Source organism: Bacillus sp. AM1(2019) (genome assembly GCF_009906915.1).
Taxonomy (GTDB): Bacteria; Bacillota; Bacilli; order Bacillales; family Bacillaceae; genus Bacillus; species Bacillus velezensis.
Genome location: NZ_CP047644.1, coordinates 180,444 through 201,224 on the forward strand (window position 1 = coordinate 180,444; position 20,781 = coordinate 201,224).

The following is a 20,781-nucleotide window of genomic DNA, read 5'->3' on the forward strand; positions in this document are numbered from 1 at the left end:
GGGAGTGCTGCAATATGAACAGACCTGAAAAAATTGAAAATTTACATCAACTTTCCGTTAAGGACTTAATGGAAGATCAAAAAACGAAGCTGATCATCTTGGATGGCTCAAGCGGGTCAGCCTATCTTGTAGATACACCGGAATATGGAAAGACCATTGTACAGACAGCCAATAGCAAGCACACAAAGCTGAATTACGATTATGGCTTCTTGCCGTAACGCGGAGGGGAACTCCCCTCTTTTTTTGGAGGAATGTTTATGGCCATGAAGGGAGAATGTCTCAGCGCAGACATTACACCGCTTGAAAAAGGAAAAGAGTATTTCCTCTTTCCTTTAGGAGAAAGTCATTTCTACGTATCAAAATTTAACAATGTAAACGCCCATTGCGGAGCCTATCAAAAGAAACTATTCCGGATAACTGATGCCAGTCAGAGTGAAGTGCCTGAACCGAATGAATGGCATCAAATGAGTTTGTTTTGATTCCAAATCAAATAGCAGGGACATTCCCTGCGGGGAGGAAACGGAAATGAGTGAGAGAGTTGAACGGTTAAAACAGCTTACTTACATCCCACAAAAGGAAATAGGATGGCTTCTTGAACAAGCTGAACTGGCTGACAAACAGCGGGCTATCATTGAGGAACACCAGCGCCAGCAGGACATTGCGGTCAATCAATTTCGGCAGGCTCAAAAGGACATTCAGCATCTAAGCGGGGAAAGGAGCAGATACAAGAAGGCTTTACAGCAAACTATTAAGAATATGCAATTCACTATAACGGTTGCCCAAAATGAATTGGAGGGGGAAGCAAAATGAATGAATTGGGAGTGAGAAGACATGGACGGAAGATATAAGCGGTTTATCGTATTCGGCTATGATTTGTTTTACCCGAGCGGCGCCCTGTCTGATAGCATATTTGACTTTGATTCAATCGACGAACTGACAGAACAAACACGAAACACACCTGAAAGATTTTTATACGACACTTTGGAGATATTCGACTTGCAAGAACGAAAAATCATCTGGGAAGGCGGTTCGAGTATCTCTTACCGAGATTTAAAAAAGATTGAAGAGATGATGAAGGAGGATGCACAATCATGAAAAAACGATTCAAATCAATCATGCTATCAGCAGTATTACTTACGGGAGCCGCGGCCGTTGCGCCGTCTGCTTCCGCCGCATGGTCCGGTTGGCAAAATGAATCCGGGTACAGCGGCCGGGTGTTTACGGATGCCACGACTTACACGGCCGGCGCCTCAACGGTGGACTGGAAAGCCGAGAAGAAAGGCTCAAGGGCACTTTATTACACGGCTGGCGTGTACAAGAAGCGTAGCGGCGGCGGGCTGACTGATACAAATTTGGTTCAGCGGGGCAGCTTCAAAACGGCAACGCCTCTGAAATCATTCAATGTGAAATCGATCCGGAATAAGACCGGGAAAGGAACCTATGTCATTCAGCTGGACTGCTATTCTGATTCCGGCAAACGGAACTATATCGGAACATTTGAATCAGCGAAATTTTACGTCAAGTGATTCAATTTCGTTACCAAATAAAATGAGCAATTGCGGACATCAGACATTCGGCATAAGGCTGGGTGTTTGACGCCCGCTCTATTACTTTAAGGAGGGAACAGAGTGCAAGCAGTCAAACAATTGTCATTCATTCCAGAAGTAAATGAAAAAGAAGTACGTAACATCGTCATTAAAGAGCTCAAAACGTATAGATCATTAAAAACCCAAGCGGAAAATAGACAAGAGCAAAAGGAAAAGGGAATCATCGGGCTGTTTCCGCAGTTACGAAAAAACACTGATTATAATGAGCTGAAGGTCAAGCAGATGGATAGGGCGCTAGAGAACTGCCTTGACCAAGATGAGCGCAGTATTCTTGAAAAGAAATATTTGTCTCCAAGAAAAATAAAGGATTTAGAAATTATGACTGAGCTCGGCCTCAAAAGAGATAAGTTTTATCAGGTGAAAAGACAGGCCATCTACAATATCGCGACAGCGCTCGGAATAATCTGAGGGCTGTCTTTTTGTCCGTTAAATTAAATTCATCTTTAGAGTCTCAGCCAAGCGAGAAGGCTTTATAGTCAAGGCTTTTTTCACTGGTGCACTTATTGGTTGCACGATAAAATTGCAATAACTGAAAGGAGGGGTGCAAGTGATAAAAAGAAAAAGGACTCAGAGGAGTTTAGATAATGGATGATAAAAAGAAAGAGGTTCAAAGAAAATATAGAGAAGAGATTAAGAGAAAGAAACAGCAAAAAGAAGATGATAAAAACTTCACAAGAGAAGCCTTTATTGTTGTGACGATAATCGTGCTGTTTATTTTTTTGAATTTCATGTTCAAAAGTTTTTAACAAAAAATCCCTTATCCCCACTTGTACTTATTACCTATTAAGTTTATTATTGGAATAGGTAGAATATTACCAATAAGAAAAGAGGGAGAGATGATGAAAGACTTAAAAGTGTGGAAAATACTCTTACTAACGTTGGTTTGTTCAGTGATTTTTTCTGTCGTGTTTGTGACTGTTCAAAGGATTGACCTGTATTTTAATCCGTCAGAAGTACCTGTTAAATCGATTGAAAAAATAAAATAACTTGTGTGGGGGATAAGGGAAAGTGAAAAAAATATTCTTTGTAAGTGCTATTGTTGCAGGGTTTTTTATGTCTGGGATCGGTGTTAACACGGTTAAAGCGGAAGAGTATAAAATTGATCCTATTGGAGATGAAATTGGTTCGGAAGATGGACGATCTGATGTGATTGATCCAGTTGTAGCAAAAGATGGTCCAGAAGATGGGGTTAACGATGAATCTAGCGTGCAGCCTAAGATCAGAAAAATATCAGATGACATAAGCTTATTTTCTCTTCTAGGAGCCGGAGAGTGGGATTACTTAGGTTCTTCAACATTTAAAACTCGTTCAAAAACATTCTATTCTGGTGGAGGAGACCTTGGAATTCAGATTTCTCAGCCATATATTGGCCCTGGATTCGCATGGCAGTATAAGCTTGTAGAAGAAGATCCAGTTATCAATGATACAGTCTCTCGCTTTAATTTAGCTAACCAAAAAGGAACATACGAAGTAGTATTCAATGTACGTAGTTTTGTTGATGGAGATAATAAAAAAGCAGAATTACACCTGGAGAAACTAACAAACCCTGCAACAAGTGTCTCTACAAAATGGTGGGATTGATGTAAAAGAGCAAGCCTGAGTGGTTTGCTCTTTTTGTATGTCCAAAAAAACACCGATAAAAAGCCGAGAAAATGCCGACAAAAAGCCGACAAAACGGGGGATAAAATGGGTACTTTTTTTAGCTGCGGTTTGTCATACGATAGAGACAAGAAGAAAACGAACGTGAATATCTGTCCCAAAAGGAGAAACCTGCGGACGCTGATCTTTTGCATGAGTCTATTTGTGCATCTGATTAGTGGCCGCTTTTTTTATGGCAGATTGGGAGACGCACCTTTCCCGTATCAAGTGTGCACTCGGATGTATCGAATGACAATGAAGGCCGTTAGCTTCACAGGAGGAGCGGCTGGAGTCTATGCAGTATTGCGCGCGATAGTCACGGGGAACGCAAACGGTGAGATCCCGATTGCAAGGAAAGTCTTTTAAACCGGCTCTCCATTTTCTTTGCTTACCTCCTGGGGAAAATCGGCGGGCCACAAATAAATAAAAGCGAATAGCGTAAGGCGGTGCTTATTCGGCAAGGAGAAATGAAAGATGAAGATGAGAGACATTTTATCTGCAGAAACGAAACAGCAACTTGAAAAAGAGAAAAGCCCCTCAACAAAGGAAGCTGATCCTTTGACGAGAAGGGATTGGGAAGAAATCATGGGAGTCAGAAAAGACACCTATAAACGGACAGGCGGCCGTATTCGCCGTAAACAATAGTAATATGTTTTTCGTCCATGTCAATTACCGTTAATAAACCATATTTTATAGTGAGTTAAGCCTCCCATTGTTAAGCGAGGATCAACAAAGAGGGAGGCTTTCTCAGTGAATTCGGGCGGTTCTAACAGCAGCATAATATTTGCTTGCAAAATAATTATTCCCTGCAAAATATGGTTTTATTCAGATGATTTAGGCGCTTTCTTAAGTGGGAGGGCGTTTTTTATGTTCTCTGTAAACTGCTTCTAGTAAGTCTCAGAATAGACAATTGGCGGTTAACGGCTTGAATGTGGAGGCAGCAGGCATTCAAAACCGCTATGACCCACGCTTTGTTATACCGTTCTCCTTTAAAGCGTTGAAAATGAATCTTTTTGACCACGTTGAAAACAATTGTGATATTTTCTTACAAATTTTCTTGAAAAGGTTAAAAATTTACTAAAATTTTTATTAAATAAGACTCAATTGATTGACATGACCGATCGATTTGTCCCGTGGTCTAATTTCTTTTCTGCCCATTTATATGATTTATTACTTATCGGAAAATACTAAATTTTCATCATTTTTCTAAACGAGAAACTTTATATACTGGTTTCATAGAAAGGAGGGGGGCATAAAGCAGGAAACGAGTATTAAGTTGTCTGTTGTTAGCCTATGGATATCTTTAAAATCTAAAGGAGGAATTGAATTGAATAAAAAGATAATCACATCCGTCACCGCTCTGATGCTCGCTACTTCCAGTCTGCCTGCTTTTGCCCACGCTAAAGAAAAAGAGGCTGAACCCACTGTTTCCTCAGCACCAGCCGTTAAACAAACAATGAACCTTAATCAGCCTAAAGCCGGAACTGGTATCCCTGGTGTTAATTTCAATGTAAATCTTGACGTCCTCGGCATAGCAAATTCAATCCGAGATGCTGTTGTGCAAAACGCAAATCGACCGGGTTTTGTCAAAAATATGATGGAATCTACTTTTTACTCTGCGGGGCAGAAATATAATGTCATGGTATTTAATTTGGCCCAGAATTACGACGATCACTTCAGAGGCGTCAAATTCTATGGATCTGCCGTTCTAAATGGAGTGGTATACGGGATCTGGGTGTTTGAAGATGGGGAATTCACAAACCAAGGAGATGGCGGCTGGGATAACTGGGCGTTCAGAGGCTGGTTTGACAGAGATGGCAAATACGTAAAATTTTATAGACCGTAAAACATCAAAAAGGTATGCGGTTGAAAAGTGAAGTGACACACCTTTTTGATGTTTTGTAGAAAGCAAACGGAATATAACTTAAGCATCCTTCGGGGTGCTTTTTTATTTGTACCAGGAGGCGATACATCATGAATATTAGAACTATACCAGTAGAAAAGATTAACCCCGCTACATACAATCCTCGGATTGATCTTCAGCCAGGTAATCCCGATTATGAAAAATTAAAGTCTTCAATAAATAAATTTGGTACTGTAGAACCTCTTGTGTGGAACGAGAGAACAGGGAATTTAGTTGGTGGCCATCAACGATTTAAAATACTTATGGAGCGCCAGCCGGCAGAGTTAGAAGTATCAGTTGTAAACCTGAGTGAAACCGATGAGAAAATACTCAATCTTGCACTCAACAAAACCGGCGGCGACTGGGACGAGGATAAGCTCGAACAAATACTAAGAGAATTAAACGATCTTAATATAGACATTGATCCCACTGGATTTAGTACAGAGGAATTAGAAGGCATACTCGATTTAGATGTATCTGAAGATGTTGATTTTGATTTTAACGAGTCTGGGGAAACAAATACTAATGAGAGTTTAGTTGATAGGTTTATCATCCCTCCGTTTTCAATTTTCGATGCTCGCCAGGGGTATTGGCAGGAAAGAAAACGGGCATGGCACGCTATAGGAATTAGTTCAGATGAAGGAAGAGAAGAGAATCTTTTATACCCGGATTTTTCGAAGTACGCAAAAAAAATGAAAGGAACGTCAATTTTTGATCCTGTCTTATGTGAAATAATTTATAAATGGTTCAATATTGATGGCGGAAAAATTTATGATCCGTTCGCGGGTGGAAGTGTAAGAGGGATTGTGGCTTCTTTCTTAAATTATGAATATTACGGAATCGATATAAGGGAGGAGCAGGTTAAAGCAAATAAAATGAACGCAGCTACTATTGAAGGGCTAAAAATGCCTAACTGGATTTGTGATGACAGTTTAAATGTTAACAGTCACATTACTGAAAATGAAATAGATTTGATGTTTAGCTGCCCGCCTTATGGTGATCTTGAAGTTTATTCCGATAATCCAAATGATATTAGCACTATGGAGTATGATGATTTTGTTGCCGCTTATTCGGAAATAATAAAGAGGGGTGCCTCCAGGCTGAAAAATGATAGGTTTGCAGTTTTTGTGGTCGGTGATATAAGAGATAAAAAAGGCATATACAGAAATTTTGTTGACGATACCAAAAAGGCATTCCTGGAATCGGGCCTTCACTTTTATAACGAGATAGTTCTTATTAATGCATTTGGAACAGCTGGTGTAAGAGCAGCGAATACCTTTGTTAATAGAAAAGTAGTAAAGGTTCATCAAAATGTGTTGGTTTTTTATAAAGGAGATCCAAAGAACATAAAGGATAATTTTAAAGAAATTGATGTTTCCCACTTGGAAGAATTTATTGAGGAAGCATAAATAAAAAGACGCCCCATCAGGCGTCATCTTAAAAAAGAAGTTAATGAAACTTTACGAGGGCGTTGGTTATATTTCTTTGCGATAGCCACTGCTTTTTCATTTACTCTAATCAAGTAAGGTTCTATTTTAATTATCGCTTCCTCTCGGCTTAAGTGCCCCATTTTGTAGGCTGCACGAGCCGCTTCTGCCGTAGTTTTAAGATCTAAAATATCTTTATTCATATCTATCCTCTCCTTTGCTCTGACAGCATATATGAGTCCTACACAGAACTCGAGAGGTTTTTGGGAAAAAATCAAAAAAAGAGGGTGCTGCTAACACCCTCCAATCACAACAGAGATAGCTCCCTGTCGAGAGCGTGATCATGACGCGGCCGCGTTTGTGGGAAATCACGCTCTGATTCATATTGTAATGGAGGACGGGGAGCATGACAAGAGAAAAAACAAACGTATGTTCCTATTCTGATGAAGAGAAGGAAAAGCTTCTGCTTTTACATAAAGCCGATGTTCTTGAAAATATCAGTGAATCAAAAGAGAAGTATCGGAAAATCGTTAGTGCAGGCATTGCACAGTGGATCAGAGACTTTCAAAACGGTCGAATAGAGGTAAACACTGTGGACGACTTAAAAAAGCTCATAGAGCTTGATATACAGCTTCAGAAGGATGAAGAAATATAAGTTATCTCACATTTTTGTGTTTTTCTCTCCTCTTAGTATAATATTCATAAAGGGGAGGTAAAACATGGAAGTCATTCATTATAATAGTTCTTAGTAACTTGTCATAAGTCCTTAGAGAATATAAAAAATATAAGGAGCGAATTTAATGACATTAAATTTTACAAAAGAGCAGCGAGCTATATTAATCAACCAAATGGAAATCCTAAAAAGATTAGACCCTCAAAGCGAGGCTGAATATGAAAGAAACATAGAAGTGCTTTATAATGGCTATTCTCACTTTTATGAAGAGATTTTTGGGCACATTGAAGATGAGTTTTCTCCTGAAATTACCCGTAAGGTTTTTGATGTTTTAACTATGTATAGAGCTCTATATTTTGGCTTCAAGAATCTGACAAGTGAAGAACAAGAGGAAATTTCTGAAGAAGATGTTTTATTCCAAGGGTTTGATGGGAATGAAGAACCGGATCATTACTGTTTTGCAAACCATGTTGTGAAAGAAGCGGGACTTTATTCTGAAATGGAAGACCTGATCAAAGAAGGAAAGATAGAAATGAATTCTCATAGAAACAGAGTTCGTTATTATAATGAGTTGCTCTCACGTTGGACAAAAGTCAGAGAAGATGCTGGCGGAGAACATCTAACACTTCAACAAATAAAAAATGTATTAGGTAAATGATCAAAAGGCCTCGTAAGGCCTTTTTGATTTTCTAAAAACAAACTCAAACTCAATTAGATGGCTCGGGGGTGGGTGATGATGTAATGCCAAGAAAAAGAGATCCACGCAGAGACGAGGCTTTTCATTTGTGGAAAGAGAGCGGCGGAACCAAGAAATTAAAAGACATTGCCGATGAATTGGGCGTCACCAGCAGCACTGTCCGCAAATGGAAAGCGAATGATAAATGGGAAGAAAAAATCAATGGGAGCGCTCCTAAATCGAAAGGGAGCGCTCCTTTTCGTCCGGGCGCTCCAAAAGGTAACAAAAATGCCCGGGGTAATAAAGGAGGCAAGGCGCCGCCTGGCAACAAAAACGCCAAAGGGAACAGAGGCGGTGCCGCTCCCAAAGGAAATAAAAACTCTGTGCGTACAGGTGAGTATGAATCAATCTTGTTTGATTTCATGGATGATACAGAAAAAGAGCTGTTTGATCAGATTGAAACTGACCCGCTCTATCAAATTGAGTTAACGATCCGGGAGCTTTATTTAAAAGAGCGGCGTATGATGCAACGCATTATGAGAATTGAAAATGGATTAAATGAGAAGCAGCGCCGTGTTCTTCAACAAATGCGCAAGGTAAAAGACATCATCCCAACTAATGACAAGAAAACAGGACTTGTAAAGCATGTGCCGCTTATGAACGAGCGGCTGGTTGTCACGGAAGTGGAAGAAACAGCGATGCGGTCCATTGACGATATCTTAAATATTGAAGAAGCAATGACCCGTGTTACCGACAGGCGGCTGAAGGCTATTCGTCAAAAGCATGATATCACCCGCTCTATGGATGAACACGATCTGAAGCTACGCGCCATGTATCTGACAAACGAGACAAAACAAGCTGAGCTTGAACGCTTGACCGCAAGACCTGTGGATAACTCTGTGAATATCATAATAGAGCGTAAGCGCAAGGATAAGGATGACAGCTGATGACTGTTAAAAAAGTAAACCCACATTTCGAGGATTTCCTTTTTGACTGGAACCAAAAGTTTCAGTTTTTGGTTGGCGGCTATGGGTCATCGAAAAGCTATCATGCTGCGCTGAAGATCATTCTGAAATTACTCACAGAGAAGCGGACAGCGCTTGTTATCCGGGAAGTTTATGACACACACAGAGACTCAACCTTTTCTCTCTTCGAAGAGATTGTCAACGAATTAGAGATTGATCACGTTGTTAGGTGTGTTTCGTCACCGATGCAAATACGGTTTCCGAATGGCAGCCGAATTATTTTTAAAGGGCTGGATAAGCCGGCCAAGCTGAAATCAATTAATAACATTTCGATCATATGGATTGAGGAATGTTCTGAGGTGAAGTATGAAGGCTTTAAGGAATTGCTTGGGCGCCTACGTCACCCGACATTGCCGCTCCACATGATTCTTTCTACAAACCCGGTCGGAGAGGATAACTGGACATTCCGGCATTTCTTCAAAGATGACCGCCAAAAACGGTTTGTGCTTGATGATAAAGAGCTTTATGAAAAGCGGACGATCGTTGTGAATGACACCTATTATCATCATTCAACTGCGGAAGATAATCTGTTTCTGCCCGAAAGCTATGTGAAGCAGCTCGATGAACTGAAAGATTATGATCCAGACCTTTACCGTATTGCGCGGAAGGGGCGCTTTGGCGTTAATGGTGTGCGGGTTCTTCCTCAATTTGAAGAGCGTCCGCACGAAGAAGTCATGGAGGCTATCGAAAACATTCACCGCCCACTTAAACGAGTCGGCATGGACTTTGGTTTTGAGGGATCGTATAACGCTATTGTCCGGCTCGCTGTGGACACGGAGAAGAAGTACCTCTATATCTATTGGGAGTATTACAAAAATCAAATGACGGACGATAGGACGGCCGAAGAGATAAAGGAATTTGCGGAGACAAAGGAATTGATCAAAGCGGATGCCGCCGAGCCGAAAACAATCCGTTATTATCAGCAGCAAGGGTTCAATATGGTGGGGGCTCGGAAGTTCCAGGGTTCACGTCTTCAATACATTAAGAAGATCAAGCGGTTTAAAAAGATCATTTGCTCTGACCGTTGTGAAAATACGGTGTATGAGCTGAAGCCGCTCACCTATGCTACCGATAAGCTGGGTCACATCATTGAAGACAAGTTCACGATTGACCCACATACTTTTTCAGCGATATGGTACGCGCTGGATGATTACGAGGTTTCCGATCTTAAAGAAAAACCAAAAGGACGCCCGCAGCGGGCCAGACCGGTTAGGGAAGAAAGGGGGTTATCAGATGACGAAGCAATCAGTCAAAGCACGAGTGATTAAAGCCGCTCCGCCTGCCGAAACGACAAAACAAATATATGCTGATGAATTTGCAGGCCATTACACGGAAAACATGATCATGGAGCCGCCATACAACCTGAAGGAATTAAAAATGATAGCTGAGTATTCAACAATGCTCCAGCAATGTGTGGATGCCTATAGGACAAATATTCTTGGTTTTGGCTTTGACATGCGATACACAAAGGATATCAATTCACATGAAGTAGATCCTGCAGAAAAAGCGGATGCGGATAAAGAATGGCAACAGCTCGAGGAGTTCATAAAGCATCTTCATTTTGATGAATCAGCAGAAACACTGCTCGGCTTCTGTTTAGAAGATCGGGAAAAGACAGGAAACGGATATATAGAGGTTATCCGTAACGGTAAAAATCAGCCTGCCGGCATTGAATACATGGCTGCGGAATATGTCCGGGTGTGCAAGCTATCTGATCCTATAGAAGTTCCTTTCAAATACTTTGAATCAGGTCAACTAAAGACTATGAAAAGGCAGAAGCGGTTTCGGAAATATGCTCAGATGATTGATGGGCGAGTCATTTATTTTAAGGAGTACGGCGACCCGCGCACCCTTAACCTTGAGACAGGGCAGTATGAAGAAAACACTCCTATAGAAAAGCAGGCCAACGAGGTTGTGCATTTTAAGATAGGAAGCGGCGCTTATGGGAAGCCGCGGTGGATCGGTCATATTGTCAATCTATACGGCGCCCGCAAAGCAGAAGAGCTGAATTTCATGTACTTTAAACAAGGCCGGCATATTCCCGCTGCTATTACGATCGAGAACGGAATGCTCTCGGAGGATTCGTATAAACAGCTGCAGGACTATATGAACGGCCTTGAAGGCGTGGAAAACTCACATAAATTTCTTTTGCTCGAAGCTGAAGGGATAGCCAAAGGGAAGAATATTCATGGTGATGAAGAAATCGTACCGGTCAAAGTGGACATCAAGTCACTGGCCGAGATTCTTCAGGAAGATGCTTTGTTCCTGGAATATGACCAAAAGAGCCGGGATAAAATCCGCTCTGCTTTCCGGTTACCGCCGATTTATACCGGGGAAGCGCAGGATTACAACAGGGCGACAGCTGACACAGCCAGAAAGATTACTGAAGAGCAAGTCTTTCAGCCGGAACGAAATGTACTTACCGGCAGACTGAACGCGTTATTTTTAAATGATCTTGAAATTCATAAAGTAGAGCTGCAGTTGAAAGGCCCGGACTTTCAGGATCCGCTTGAAATTGCAAAAGTGCTGACTCCTTTCATTACGGCTGGTGCTGTATCACCTAACGATCTGAGGGATCTGGCCGGGCGCGTACTCGGCAAAACGCTTGAGGAATGGCCGGAGGAAGAATACAATCGGCCAATTGGTAAGAACGAATCAACGCCTGCAGCGGATCCATTTACGGCTCTGTTTAAATCCGAGAGCGGCACTCCTGATGTGATCGGGCTGTTGAAAGATATGCGGGATGTGTTGGAGGATTTGAAAAATGAACAAAACCGATAAGCTGCTGGTCAGTCTTAACTCATTCATTCAAAAAGCCGAGGAAAGCGAAGGTCAGAAGCTTGTGGAGACGATTCCTGACTTCCCCGGCCGCTCTAGGATACCTCGTTACGTGGAAGATTATGAAAAAGGCATCGCCAGATTGTTCAGGAGCCAGCGTAAGAGGTTTTTAAAAGGATTGAACGGCTTTGTAAGCAAAGCTGATTCAGAGACGCTACAGGAGCTTCTGGTGTTTTTTACGCAGAACCTTTTTGCAGAGGATGATTTTCAGGAAGAGTTCCAGGAACTGACCGAGGATTTTCTGCAGCAGACGCTTGAAGAGCTGGCCGCTGTCATAATGGATTCAATCGATCCTGAAGTTCCGTTCAAAGTTCTTTCCGCTCGCTCGATCGACTGGATTAAGGGGTGGTCAAAGAGACTGGCCGAGATTATGCAGCTCAACACACATGAGGCGGTGGAAACGGTGCTGACGGAAGCTATTGACTCAGGCTCGTCTATCCAGGAGATTGAACTGACTCTGAAGGATATGCCGCATTTCGATAGACCGAGAGCCCGGACAACGGCCATAACCGAGGTGCTTGCCGCTTCCTCTGCCGCTCAGCATGAATCTTATACGCAGTCCCCGGCGGTATCTAAAAAGAAATGGCGGCACAGCGGAGGAAAGAAAAACAACCCGCGTGAGAATCATATAGACCTCGACGGCACCATTGTTGGTGTTGATGAAGAATTCAAGATACCAGGAAGCAGCGAAACCTGTATGTATCCGCGAGACACAAAGCTTTCCGCTGCTGAGCGGGTTCATTGTCATTGTGTATTATCTCCTGTAGTAGATAACAAGATTTTAGGTTTGTCAGCTGACGAAAAAGAAGAGATTCGCAGAGAAGCCTTAGCAAACATGGAATAAAATAGTATAATCTCCATATCAAACTAGGAATGGAGAATTAGCTATGGAATGGAGCAAGGTTTTTGATCTTCTAAAAACAATCTTAACTTCATGGCCGTTGGCTGCAGTAGTAATAGTATTTGCTATTCGTAAAAGTCTAAAGACGGTTATAGAAAATAGGCTATTTAGCTTTAAAGTAGGGAACGTAGAGATTATTTTCGATAGACTCTTGGAAAAAGTGGATCAAAGTTTACAAGAGGCGAGTCAACGATCTGAAGAAGAAAAGGTAGATTCTGAGACAATGAAAGAAGCTGAGAATACTAAAACAGAAAAATTTGAATACAAGCTACCAGAGACCCCGCCTTCAATCGTAAAAGAGTCGAATGATTATTCTTACATTGTAGCAACAAAGCCAAGGCTATTAGTGAAAGAATCCTGGAGGGAAGTTGAACGTAAAATTAGAAGTTTAGTGATCGAAAGTGGAGGTAACGATTTTCGTTTCAAGCACCCTAAAAATAGCATGATTTATTTAACTAAAGAATACCCACAGTTAGGGAAAGCACTTAAGTCTCTTTTAGAGCTACGAAACTTCTTATTAAATGAAAACTACGAGCTAAAAAGTGTCGATGCGACTATTTTTCGTTCTCGGTGTCTAAGCGCAATTGACGAATTAAATAAATACATGGAAAAGTCTAATGTTGCAAATTAGTTTCTTGAAAGGAGGTGAACAAAATGCCAAGAGAATTGGTGAACGCAAAAATCACACATGTTTCTTATGTAGACAAGGCTGCTAATCAAAAGCAGTTCTTTTTTATGAAATCAGAAAAACAGCCGGACTTTCAAAAGGAAGTCAAGGTCCTTGCAAAAGAAGCGGACGAGCAAAAACTTGTTTACGGTATCGTTTATGAACCGGACACAGTGGATGCTCACGGGGATTTCATGACAGCTGCAGAAATTGAGAAGGCCGCTCACGGCTTCCTGAAAGATGCCCGTGAAATTGATAAGCAGCATGACTTTCAAGGCGGTGTCGGTGAAGTTGTTGAATCTTATGTCGCCCCTGCTGATTTTGAAATGAACGGTGAAACCATCAAAAAAGGATCCTGGGTGCTTGTGACAAAGGCTTCCGAGGCAGTTTGGGATGAAATCAAAAAGGGCGAGATTACCGGTTATTCAATGGCCGGCATCGCGGATATCGCAAAACAAAAAGAAAAGCCTGTTTCTCCAGAGGACAACCACGAGAAAGGGCTTTTTAATTTGGTCAAAAACTTTTTTAATGCCAGTGTGGCCAAGGGCGCGGTTCGGGACAAATATGACGAGGGGCGCCAACGCCGTGAGTTTTGGGCCGCACAAGATGCGTTAAACTCAGCTTTATTCAAATGGGACTATCCCGGAGAGATGGAAAATGACCCTGCAAAAATCAAAGAAGCTCTGCAAGACTTCGTGGATATCGCTCAGGATGTATTGATTTCCGATGACATTCTAAAAGCGATCGGGCCGAAGCCGGAAGAGCTGCAAAAGGCCGGCCGGAAATTCTCGGCTTCAAGCTTACAAGAAATTAAAAGCGCTCATACCGCTCTCGGCAACTTGCTGAGTCAGGTGGAGACGGAAGGAGAGGAAGAAGAAATGAACTCAGAGGATGTAGCAAAATCCATCGAAGCAGCGTTAGAGCCAATTCAGAAGCGGCTCGCGGAATTGGAAAAAGAGGAAGAACCTAAAAAGAAGAAAGACGAGGAAAAAGCATCTGAGGAAGAAGAGGCTGAGAAGTTGAAAAAAGCCATCACAGACGCTGTTCAACCGCTCGCTGATCGTATTGATGCCATTGAAAAAAGCCGCGGCTTTTCTAAACAAGAAGAGACCACGCAGGAAACCGCAGATGTTAAAAAATCAATCTGGGCCGGGCTTCTTTAAGTAGAAGCGGCAAACACAAGGAGGATCACATGAGAAATCACGAGGTAATTGAAAAGGCAGAGATGACGCTTGCCAGCTTAAAGAGCGGCGGCATGATGAACCCAACACAGGCAAATGCTTTTATTCGAATGGTTCAAGATGCGCCGACTATCTTAAATGAGGCGCGTGTCATTCCTATGGATCACGATACGCAAAAAATTGAGAAGATCGGGTTTGGGCAGCGGATTCTCAGAGCTGCCCAGGAAGGTGTTTCGCTGACAAAAGATCAAAAGGTTGTTCCGTCAACAAGCACTGTCAGCTTGAGCACAAAAGAAGTCATTGCAGAAGTAAATATCACCTATGACACACTTGAAAACAACATTGAAAAAGAGGGATTGCAAAATACAATTATGCAGATGCTCGCTGAACGTGCGGCCGTTGATATTGAAGAGCTGTTAGTAAACGGTGATACAGCATCTTCAGACTCATATCTTGCGCAAATAGACGGAATTCGAAAGCAAGCCACATCTCATATTGTGGATGTAGCGGGCGAAGAGCTGACTCGCCAGGTCTTCAAGCGTGGATATAAAGCAGTTCCTTCAAAATATCTCCGGATTCCGCAGGAGTACCGTTTTTATACCTCTCCTGGCATGGAAGTTGAATGGAAAGACCGAGTGGCTGACCGTCAGACTTCTTTAGGAGACACTGCGGTACAGGGCGGACTTTCTTCAGCGTTTGGTGTTCCGGTCAAAGGCATTGCCAACTTGCAGCCGTACACCACAGGTGAAGGGGATAGCGCGTCAGATGTGTCAGATATTATCCTGACTCACCCGAAAAATATCATTCTCGGTTTTTCGCGCAACATTCGTATTGAAGTAGATAAGGATATCCGCCGCCGTATGTTCGTGATCGTCCTGACGGCTAAGCTGGACAGTAAATTCGAAGAAGAAGACGCTGTGGCTAAAATCATCAAAGTGAAAGAGTAGGTGAATAAAATATGGCCGACACATATACAGCGAAGTTGATAGCAGGTCAGACATACGATGTTATGGGGTATGTCTTCCTGCTTAATCAAAAGCGTGAAGTGGAGAAGCCCGTCTATTCTTATTTGAAGAATAATGAGCAGTTTGAGTGTCATTTAATTAAAGAAGAGCCGAAGGAAACGGAAAAACCTAAAAGCGATGATGACACGGCAACAAAGAAGAAGTACACAGAAACAGATTTGAAGGGCATGAATAAAACTGAACAAGAAGCCATTGTTACTGATCTTGGCGGCAATCCGTCTGACTTCAAGAATGCAGATGAAAGAATTGCCTTCATCCTTGAACAACAAGGAAAAGAAGAGTGAGCGGCATGTTAATTACCCCCGCTGACTTAAAGGCTTACTCGGTTTTTGATTCAGTCAAAGATCGGCCGGACGTGCTGCTTACCCAGGACATCATAGAAGCCGTTGCTGAAATTTCGTTAGAAGTTGGCCATGATTTTTCAGGGGAGGAATATGATCCTCTTCCTGAAAGGGTCAGGCTTGCCGTTTTAAAGATGGCGCAGTTTTATGCACTGATCAATTCGGATGAGTCAATCACAAAAGGATACACGTCCGAGAAGATAGGCGATTATTCGTACACTCTCGGGAATGGAAGCACCATTCAAAAACCCAATATCTATTCACTGATTAAGGATTACGTGGTGCCGGCTGATTCAGATCTTGAAGGCACAGAAGTAAAAATGAGGATGAGGTCTATATGAGTTACCGCTCCTTATTGACTCACCGGTGCGATGTTTATCATCTGCAGGAGAAACACGAAGATCAAAAAATGAGATACGGCGTGCCTGTTCCCGATGCACCGCCTGCTTACTCTTATCCCGATGAGCCTGATATAAAGAGTCAGCCCTGCTATTTTACTGAGAAGAGCCAATCAATTGTTCAGCAGGAGCCGAACGCGGCCATCTATCAGTCATTTATGATTCATTTCCCTGCTTCTGCAGATATTCGAATCAATGACAGAGTGAAATGGGAAGGCACTGCCTACAAACTGCAGCAGCCGCGTTTGATTAAAAATCACCATTGGGAAGTGACGGCGGTCAGGGAGGTTAATTACCTATGAGAATTAAGGGGCTCGATCAATTCGTTCAAGCGCTGCACCAGGCAACCCACGGAGGACTGCGGCAAGAATATGAGATTTGGCTTGAAGGAATGGGGTATCAATTCCTTGATATTGTCCAGGATGAAGTGATCCAGACTCAGACGGTAGACACGCGCCGCCTGCTTAACTCATTTCATAAGGGCGATCAGGAGAACATCTTTTCTATGACAGCCGGTAAATTAAAGCTGGATGTTGGAACGAATCTGGATTATGCCTCTTACGTCAATGACGGGCATTTTACCATTGATCCGTCCAAGAATCAGGACCGTCGCTGGGTGCCGGGCCGGTGGAAAGGTGATCGCTTTGAATATGATCCTGCTGAAAAAAACTCCGGAATGCTGCTGAAGTTCAAATGGGTTGACGGTTCAGGGTATTGGGATAATGCAATGGCCATCTTTGAAATGATGTTTGAGCGCAGTCTTGAGCGGAAGCTCCAGCAATGGATTGAAAATAAATTTTAGGCGGTGGCAGCAGCATGAATAGTGAAGTTGGCTCAATCATGGGCTATCTATACAATTTGTATCCTGTCCAGGTATATGAGGAAGAGATACCGCAAGACTTCGCGGTCCCATCTCTTTACTTCCCGCCGGCTTCTACCGCCGACGGTCCAGACACAGTTTCAACATTTCAGAAAGTCTATGTGCTAAACGTGAAGCTTTTTCATAAAAATGCACAGAAGGCTCATACAGAAGCGGAAAGGATAGCGGATGTCCTTAGAAGTAAGAGAGGATTAATCCCACTCCTGAAGGAATCTGGTGAAGGTACGGGTGATTTTATTCGTCTGTCACGGATTGAAACCCGAGTAACGGATGATTATGCAAGTATTGTCCTGAATTGGACAGGCCGCTATTGGTACGAGCGAGAAGAAAAGCCAGCTCTGAATGATTTTGATTTTACAAGCGGGGTGAAATGATGGCCACTAAGTCAGAAAAAGCAGAAACTGCTTTCTATATCAAGGATTTGAGGGGGCACAGTCGTGAGCTCTTTGGGGTAAAGCCCGAAGTATTTGACGGTGCTCTTTTTCATGTAGACAAAGAAAGAATTACAAAAACAGAAGCGAAGAAGCTCATAACTCAGTTTCTTCAAAAGGAGGTTAAATAGATGAACGGCGGAACATTTACACCAGGCAAGGAAAAAGAGCGTGCGGGTATCTACTTTAATTTTAAAACGACCGCCGAGGATCGTGTGTCTGTCGGTGAAAGGGGAACCGTGGCGCTCCCGATCGCATCCAGTTGGGGAGAGCTGAAAAAATTCATTTCTATCTCTTCCATTGAGGATTTGAATAAGAAGATCGGATTAAACATTGATAATCCTTCGCTCCTTCTGCTGCGTGAAGCAATGAAGAAGGCAAAAACAGTATTGCTTTATCGGTTGACTGAGGGTCTTCGCGCATCTGCAGAAATCAGTGAAGGCGTTAAGGCAACCGCTCTTTATGGCGGGACCAAAGGGAATGACATCATTATCCGTATCACTGAGAATGTCATTGATTCAAAAAAGGTTGATGTCATTACGTATCTCGATGAGTCAGAAGTTGATAAGCAGACCGTAGCGGCCGCGGAGGAATTGAAGGCAAACAGCTATGTATCCTTTACTGGAAAAGGAGATTTGACCGTATCCATCCCGCTTACCGGTACATCACCTGCCGATGCAAGCGGAGACCTACCGGCATCCGCCGGCACCCGTCTTTCCGGCGGCACAGATAAGATCCCAACGAACGCCGACTATATGGATTTCTTAGATGCAGCTGAAACGGAATACTTCGACACCATTGCTCTGCCAGTAGAAGACAATGACCAGCTGAAAGCCACGTTCGTGGCATTTGTGAAGCGGCTAAGAGATAACCAAGGTCAGAAGATTCAAGGCGTCCTCTCGAATTATAAAGGGGATCATGAAGGCATTATCAATGTGACAGGCGGGGTCCTGCTGGAAGACGGTACTGAGATTACGCCTGAAAAAGCTACTGCCTGGGTGGCCGGGGCCAGCGCGGGGGCTACCTTTAACCAATCCCTTACGTTTGTTGAATATGAAGGGGCTGTGGACGTTTTAAACCGCATTGATAATGATGAAATTGTTGAACGACTCGCTAAAGGTGAATTTTTGTTCACTTTCGATCCCCGCGATAAGGCGGTGGCTGTTGAAAAGGATATTAACTCCCTGACCAGCTTAACGGCTGAGAAAAACAAGGTGTTCCAGAAGAACAAAATTGTTAGGGTCCTTGATGCAATTAATAACGATCTGACATCTCAGCTGAAAGCATTAATTAAGTCCAGAAAAGCGAGCGGTAGCGATGTCCCGGCTTCGGATGACGGCCTACAGTTCGTGAAAACCCTGATCACTCAATACATGGGAATCCTTCAAGATGGGGGCGGCATTACGGGGTTTGACTCTGAGTCTGATATCGCGATTGTTCTAAATGAGGATCGGGATGGATTCATCATTGACTTGGCCGTGCAACCTGTTGATGCAGCAGAGAAATTCTACTTTAACGTGGAGGTGAAGTAAGGTGGCTTTTAAAGCGCAGAATACGATATCTGGTAAAGAGGGGCGCCTCTTCTTGGATGGTGAGGAATTGGCTTTTATCAAAACGTTTGAAGCAAACGTGGAGAAAAACAAATCAGAAGTCAATGTCATGGGCCGCCGTATGACCGGCCACAAAACAACTGGTGCGAATGGAACGGGAACAGCGACATTTTATAAAGTCACATCCCGCTTTGTGCAGCTGATGCTGAACTATGTGAAAAAAGGTGAAGATCCGTATTTCACTCTGCAAGCGGTGCTTGATGATAAATCATCTGGCCGGGGGACTGAGCGGGTTACTCTCTATGATGTGAACTTTGATTCTGCGAAGATCGCGGGGCTGGATGTGGATTCCGAAGCATTGGAAGAGGAAGTGCCGTTTACCTTTGAGGACTTTGATCTTCCTGAAAAGCTGAAGGATTCGTTTTAATTAAAATGGTGCCACATTCAGAAACGCCATTTTAGTTACTTTTTGTAATAATTTTTTGTTTGCAATTGCTAATTTATTATTAACTTTGCTATACTAAATGTATATAAAAATGTCAAATAGACGTTTTTAAAAGGTTAACGTCTTGGTTTTTTGCATAAAATAAAAATGACCCGGCTGCAACCGGGTCGGTATAAATGTTGGCCCATCAAGAGGGCTGGCTTAACAACTTCATGAAAGATTTACGGATAGACTTCACCCTTTAACTTTTCCACGAGCTCAAGGGTGGGTCTATTTCTTTTTTATATAAGTCAACAGGGCAATTATAAAAGAGCCGAAAGCAAGCATAAGCATTAATGCTTGAAACGTTGACATGAGCATCACCCCCCTTCATGAGGGAGTGAGCCAGACCGCCCTTGAGGTGTTGAAAGCCAATTCATTTATACTAAACCATATTGTACCATAACACTCTCAAAAGCCGAGAGTGTTTTTTATTGTCTGAAGACAAACAAAACAAAAGGAGCTAATTAACATGAGCGAAAAACAAAACGAAAAAGTATATGATCTTTCATTCTTTATGCCAGGACAAACAATCGAAGCGGAAGAGGTAAAAGTGCCGATTTCAAAGCGGTTTAAAGACAAGGCGGGGAACGTGGTTCCGTTCGTTTTCAAAGCAATTACGACTGAGCGCATCGATGAGTTAGAGAAAGAAAACACAACATACAAAAATGTCAAAGGCCGCGGCCGTGTGAAAGAACTGGACAGCCAGCGCTTCTATGCACGAATTGCTGTTGAAACGACTGTTTACCCGAACTTTAAATCAAAAGAGCTGCGTGAAGCTTACAAGACAGAAGATCCGGTGGAAGTGGCAAAGCGCATCCTTTCTGTCGGCGGGGAATACGCTAACTGGCTGAACAAGGCAATCGAGATCAACGGTTTTGAAGATGATCTGGAAGACCTTGAAGAAGAAGCAAAAAACTAATACGGGGCGGGGATAAGGAGGCTGTGTATTTCTATTTCGCAATGCACGAGCTGAAATATTCCCCGTCTGAATTGAGAGAGCTCTATGAAGCTCCGCGTGAATACAAGGCGCTGCTGTACGGCGCAATTGCTTATAAACTTGATTTGCTTGAAAAAGAAGCGAAAAAATCATAGGTAGCTGTTAGAAAAAGAAGCAGAGAAAGGAGGAAAATAAC

32 protein-coding genes are annotated in these 20,781 nt (G+C 42.7%); 30 read left to right on the plus strand and 2 right to left on the minus strand.

The genetic code is table 11. From position 1 onward, the window contains the following. Window positions 1-14: 14 nt before the first annotated feature. The 11 genes from GNE05_RS01090 (at window position 15) to GNE05_RS01135 (ending at window position 6,557) form a co-directional block, all read left to right on the plus strand. Window positions 15-218 carry an XtrA/YqaO family protein gene (locus GNE05_RS01090; RefSeq protein WP_053285415.1) on the plus strand — a complete coding sequence of 68 codons (204 nt, stop codon included), beginning with the start codon at window positions 15-17 and terminating at the stop codon, window positions 216-218. 39 nt (window positions 219-257) lie between these two features. Beyond that, complete coding sequence (locus GNE05_RS01095; RefSeq protein WP_053285414.1) at window positions 258-479, plus strand: hypothetical protein; 222 nt, start codon at window positions 258-260, stop codon at window positions 477-479. Window positions 480-525: 46 nt separating this feature from the next. Further along, window positions 526-810 carry a hypothetical protein gene (locus GNE05_RS01100; RefSeq protein ID WP_053285413.1) on the plus strand — a complete coding sequence of 95 codons (285 nt, stop codon included), beginning with the start codon at window positions 526-528 and terminating at the stop codon, window positions 808-810. 21 nt (window positions 811-831) lie between these two features. Further along, a complete protein-coding gene (locus tag GNE05_RS01105; RefSeq protein ID WP_053285412.1) occupies window positions 832-1,095 on the plus strand; it encodes a hypothetical protein in 264 nt (87 codons plus the stop codon). After that, complete coding sequence (locus GNE05_RS01110) at window positions 1,092-1,526, plus strand: hypothetical protein (protein ID WP_053285411.1); 435 nt, start codon at window positions 1,092-1,094, stop codon at window positions 1,524-1,526. The genes GNE05_RS01105 and GNE05_RS01110 overlap by 4 nt, the downstream gene beginning before the upstream one ends. A gap of 102 nt (window positions 1,527-1,628) precedes the next feature. Beyond that, the gene (locus tag GNE05_RS01115) at window positions 1,629-2,015 is read left to right on the plus strand and encodes an ArpU family phage packaging/lysis transcriptional regulator (RefSeq protein WP_053285410.1); all 387 of its coding nucleotides are present in this window, start codon (window positions 1,629-1,631) and stop codon (window positions 2,013-2,015) included. Between the two features lie 176 nt (window positions 2,016-2,191). After that, a complete protein-coding gene (locus GNE05_RS01120; RefSeq protein WP_014304372.1) occupies window positions 2,192-2,353 on the plus strand; it encodes a hypothetical protein in 162 nt (53 codons plus the stop codon). Between the two features lie 262 nt (window positions 2,354-2,615). Beyond that, window positions 2,616-3,188, plus strand: coding sequence for a hypothetical protein (locus GNE05_RS01125; RefSeq protein ID WP_053285409.1), 573 nt, complete (start codon window positions 2,616-2,618; stop codon window positions 3,186-3,188). A 531-nt stretch (window positions 3,189-3,719) separates the two neighbouring features. Further along, window positions 3,720-3,890, plus strand: a complete 171-nt coding sequence (locus GNE05_RS20920; protein ID WP_053285408.1) for a hypothetical protein — start codon at window positions 3,720-3,722, stop codon at window positions 3,888-3,890. A 718-nt stretch (window positions 3,891-4,608) separates the two neighbouring features. Beyond that, a complete protein-coding gene (locus GNE05_RS01130) occupies window positions 4,609-5,091 on the plus strand; it encodes a hypothetical protein (protein WP_053285438.1) in 483 nt (160 codons plus the stop codon). A 128-nt stretch (window positions 5,092-5,219) separates the two neighbouring features. After that, the gene (locus tag GNE05_RS01135) at window positions 5,220-6,557 is read left to right on the plus strand and encodes a ParB N-terminal domain-containing protein (RefSeq protein WP_053285407.1); all 1,338 of its coding nucleotides are present in this window, start codon (window positions 5,220-5,222) and stop codon (window positions 6,555-6,557) included. A gap of 23 nt (window positions 6,558-6,580) precedes the next feature. Here the strand turns inward: GNE05_RS01135 and GNE05_RS01140 are convergent, their stop codons facing one another. Continuing rightward, on the minus strand, window positions 6,581-6,778 hold the full coding sequence (locus tag GNE05_RS01140; RefSeq protein WP_053285406.1) for a hypothetical protein: 198 nt from the start codon (window positions 6,776-6,778) through the stop codon (window positions 6,581-6,583). Between the two features lie 203 nt (window positions 6,779-6,981). Between GNE05_RS01140 and GNE05_RS01145 the strand changes: the two genes are divergently transcribed. From GNE05_RS01145 to GNE05_RS01225, 17 genes are all read left to right on the plus strand, one after another. Continuing rightward, the gene (locus GNE05_RS01145) at window positions 6,982-7,230 is read left to right on the plus strand and encodes a hypothetical protein (RefSeq protein WP_053285405.1); all 249 of its coding nucleotides are present in this window, start codon (window positions 6,982-6,984) and stop codon (window positions 7,228-7,230) included. 145 nt (window positions 7,231-7,375) lie between these two features. Beyond that, window positions 7,376-7,906: a YfbU family protein gene (locus GNE05_RS01150; RefSeq protein ID WP_053285404.1), complete on the plus strand. Its 531-nt coding sequence runs from the start codon at window positions 7,376-7,378 to the stop codon at window positions 7,904-7,906. Window positions 7,907-7,989: 83 nt separating this feature from the next. Beyond that, window positions 7,990-8,871, plus strand: coding sequence for a phage terminase small subunit (gene terS / locus GNE05_RS01155; RefSeq protein WP_053285403.1), 882 nt, complete (start codon window positions 7,990-7,992; stop codon window positions 8,869-8,871). Beyond that, window positions 8,871-10,217 (plus strand): PBSX family phage terminase large subunit, encoded by a 1,347-nt coding sequence (locus GNE05_RS01160; RefSeq protein WP_053285402.1) that lies wholly within the window; start codon window positions 8,871-8,873, stop codon window positions 10,215-10,217. The genes terS and GNE05_RS01160 overlap by 1 nt, the downstream gene beginning before the upstream one ends. After that, the gene (locus tag GNE05_RS01165) at window positions 10,183-11,730 is read left to right on the plus strand and encodes a phage portal protein (protein WP_053285401.1); all 1,548 of its coding nucleotides are present in this window, start codon (window positions 10,183-10,185) and stop codon (window positions 11,728-11,730) included. The genes GNE05_RS01160 and GNE05_RS01165 overlap by 35 nt, the downstream gene beginning before the upstream one ends. Continuing rightward, window positions 11,714-12,631: a phage head morphogenesis protein gene (locus tag GNE05_RS01170; RefSeq protein ID WP_053285400.1), complete on the plus strand. Its 918-nt coding sequence runs from the start codon at window positions 11,714-11,716 to the stop codon at window positions 12,629-12,631. The genes GNE05_RS01165 and GNE05_RS01170 overlap by 17 nt, the downstream gene beginning before the upstream one ends. Before the next feature lie 43 nt (window positions 12,632-12,674). Then, window positions 12,675-13,319: a hypothetical protein gene (locus tag GNE05_RS01175; RefSeq protein ID WP_053285399.1), complete on the plus strand. Its 645-nt coding sequence runs from the start codon at window positions 12,675-12,677 to the stop codon at window positions 13,317-13,319. Window positions 13,320-13,342: 23 nt separating this feature from the next. After that, window positions 13,343-14,518, plus strand: a complete 1,176-nt coding sequence (locus GNE05_RS01180; protein WP_053285398.1) for an XkdF-like putative serine protease domain-containing protein — start codon at window positions 13,343-13,345, stop codon at window positions 14,516-14,518. A gap of 29 nt (window positions 14,519-14,547) precedes the next feature. Then, the gene (locus GNE05_RS01185) at window positions 14,548-15,483 is read left to right on the plus strand and encodes a phage major capsid protein (RefSeq protein WP_053285397.1); all 936 of its coding nucleotides are present in this window, start codon (window positions 14,548-14,550) and stop codon (window positions 15,481-15,483) included. Between the two features lie 11 nt (window positions 15,484-15,494). Continuing rightward, complete coding sequence (locus tag GNE05_RS01190) at window positions 15,495-15,845, plus strand: YqbF domain-containing protein (RefSeq protein WP_053285396.1); 351 nt, start codon at window positions 15,495-15,497, stop codon at window positions 15,843-15,845. A 5-nt stretch (window positions 15,846-15,850) separates the two neighbouring features. Next, window positions 15,851-16,243, plus strand: a complete 393-nt coding sequence (yqbG, locus tag GNE05_RS01195) for a protein YqbG (RefSeq protein WP_053285437.1) — start codon at window positions 15,851-15,853, stop codon at window positions 16,241-16,243. Next, the gene (locus GNE05_RS01200) at window positions 16,240-16,602 is read left to right on the plus strand and encodes a DUF3599 family protein (protein WP_053285395.1); all 363 of its coding nucleotides are present in this window, start codon (window positions 16,240-16,242) and stop codon (window positions 16,600-16,602) included. Before yqbG ends, GNE05_RS01200 begins: the two co-directional genes overlap by 4 nt. Continuing rightward, window positions 16,599-17,102, plus strand: coding sequence for an HK97 gp10 family phage protein (locus GNE05_RS01205; protein ID WP_053285394.1), 504 nt, complete (start codon window positions 16,599-16,601; stop codon window positions 17,100-17,102). Before GNE05_RS01200 ends, GNE05_RS01205 begins: the two co-directional genes overlap by 4 nt. A 14-nt stretch (window positions 17,103-17,116) precedes the next feature. Then, the gene (locus GNE05_RS01210) at window positions 17,117-17,554 is read left to right on the plus strand and encodes a phage tail terminator family protein (protein ID WP_053285393.1); all 438 of its coding nucleotides are present in this window, start codon (window positions 17,117-17,119) and stop codon (window positions 17,552-17,554) included. After that, window positions 17,551-17,742, plus strand: a complete 192-nt coding sequence (locus GNE05_RS01215; RefSeq protein ID WP_088461988.1) for a YqzN/YkzM domain-containing protein — start codon at window positions 17,551-17,553, stop codon at window positions 17,740-17,742. The genes GNE05_RS01210 and GNE05_RS01215 overlap by 4 nt, the downstream gene beginning before the upstream one ends. Continuing rightward, window positions 17,743-19,143 (plus strand): phage tail sheath family protein, encoded by a 1,401-nt coding sequence (locus GNE05_RS01220; protein ID WP_053285391.1) that lies wholly within the window; start codon window positions 17,743-17,745, stop codon window positions 19,141-19,143. A 1-nt stretch (window position 19,144) separates the two neighbouring features. Beyond that, window positions 19,145-19,588: a phage tail tube protein gene (locus tag GNE05_RS01225; RefSeq protein WP_053285390.1), complete on the plus strand. Its 444-nt coding sequence runs from the start codon at window positions 19,145-19,147 to the stop codon at window positions 19,586-19,588. A gap of 288 nt (window positions 19,589-19,876) precedes the next feature. Here GNE05_RS01225 and GNE05_RS01230 read toward each other — a convergent pair whose 3' ends face one another. After that, complete coding sequence (locus GNE05_RS01230; protein WP_073982158.1) at window positions 19,877-19,966, minus strand: putative holin-like toxin; 90 nt, start codon at window positions 19,964-19,966, stop codon at window positions 19,877-19,879. Window positions 19,967-20,117: 151 nt separating this feature from the next. Between GNE05_RS01230 and GNE05_RS01235 the strand changes: the two genes are divergently transcribed. Continuing rightward, on the plus strand, window positions 20,118-20,567 hold the full coding sequence (locus GNE05_RS01235) for a phage tail assembly chaperone (RefSeq protein ID WP_053285389.1): 450 nt from the start codon (window positions 20,118-20,120) through the stop codon (window positions 20,565-20,567). A gap of 41 nt (window positions 20,568-20,608) precedes the next feature. Continuing rightward, window positions 20,609-20,740 carry a hypothetical protein gene (locus tag GNE05_RS20925; RefSeq protein WP_223198305.1) on the plus strand — a complete coding sequence of 44 codons (132 nt, stop codon included), beginning with the start codon at window positions 20,609-20,611 and terminating at the stop codon, window positions 20,738-20,740. The last annotated feature ends 41 nt before the right edge of the window (window positions 20,741-20,781 follow it).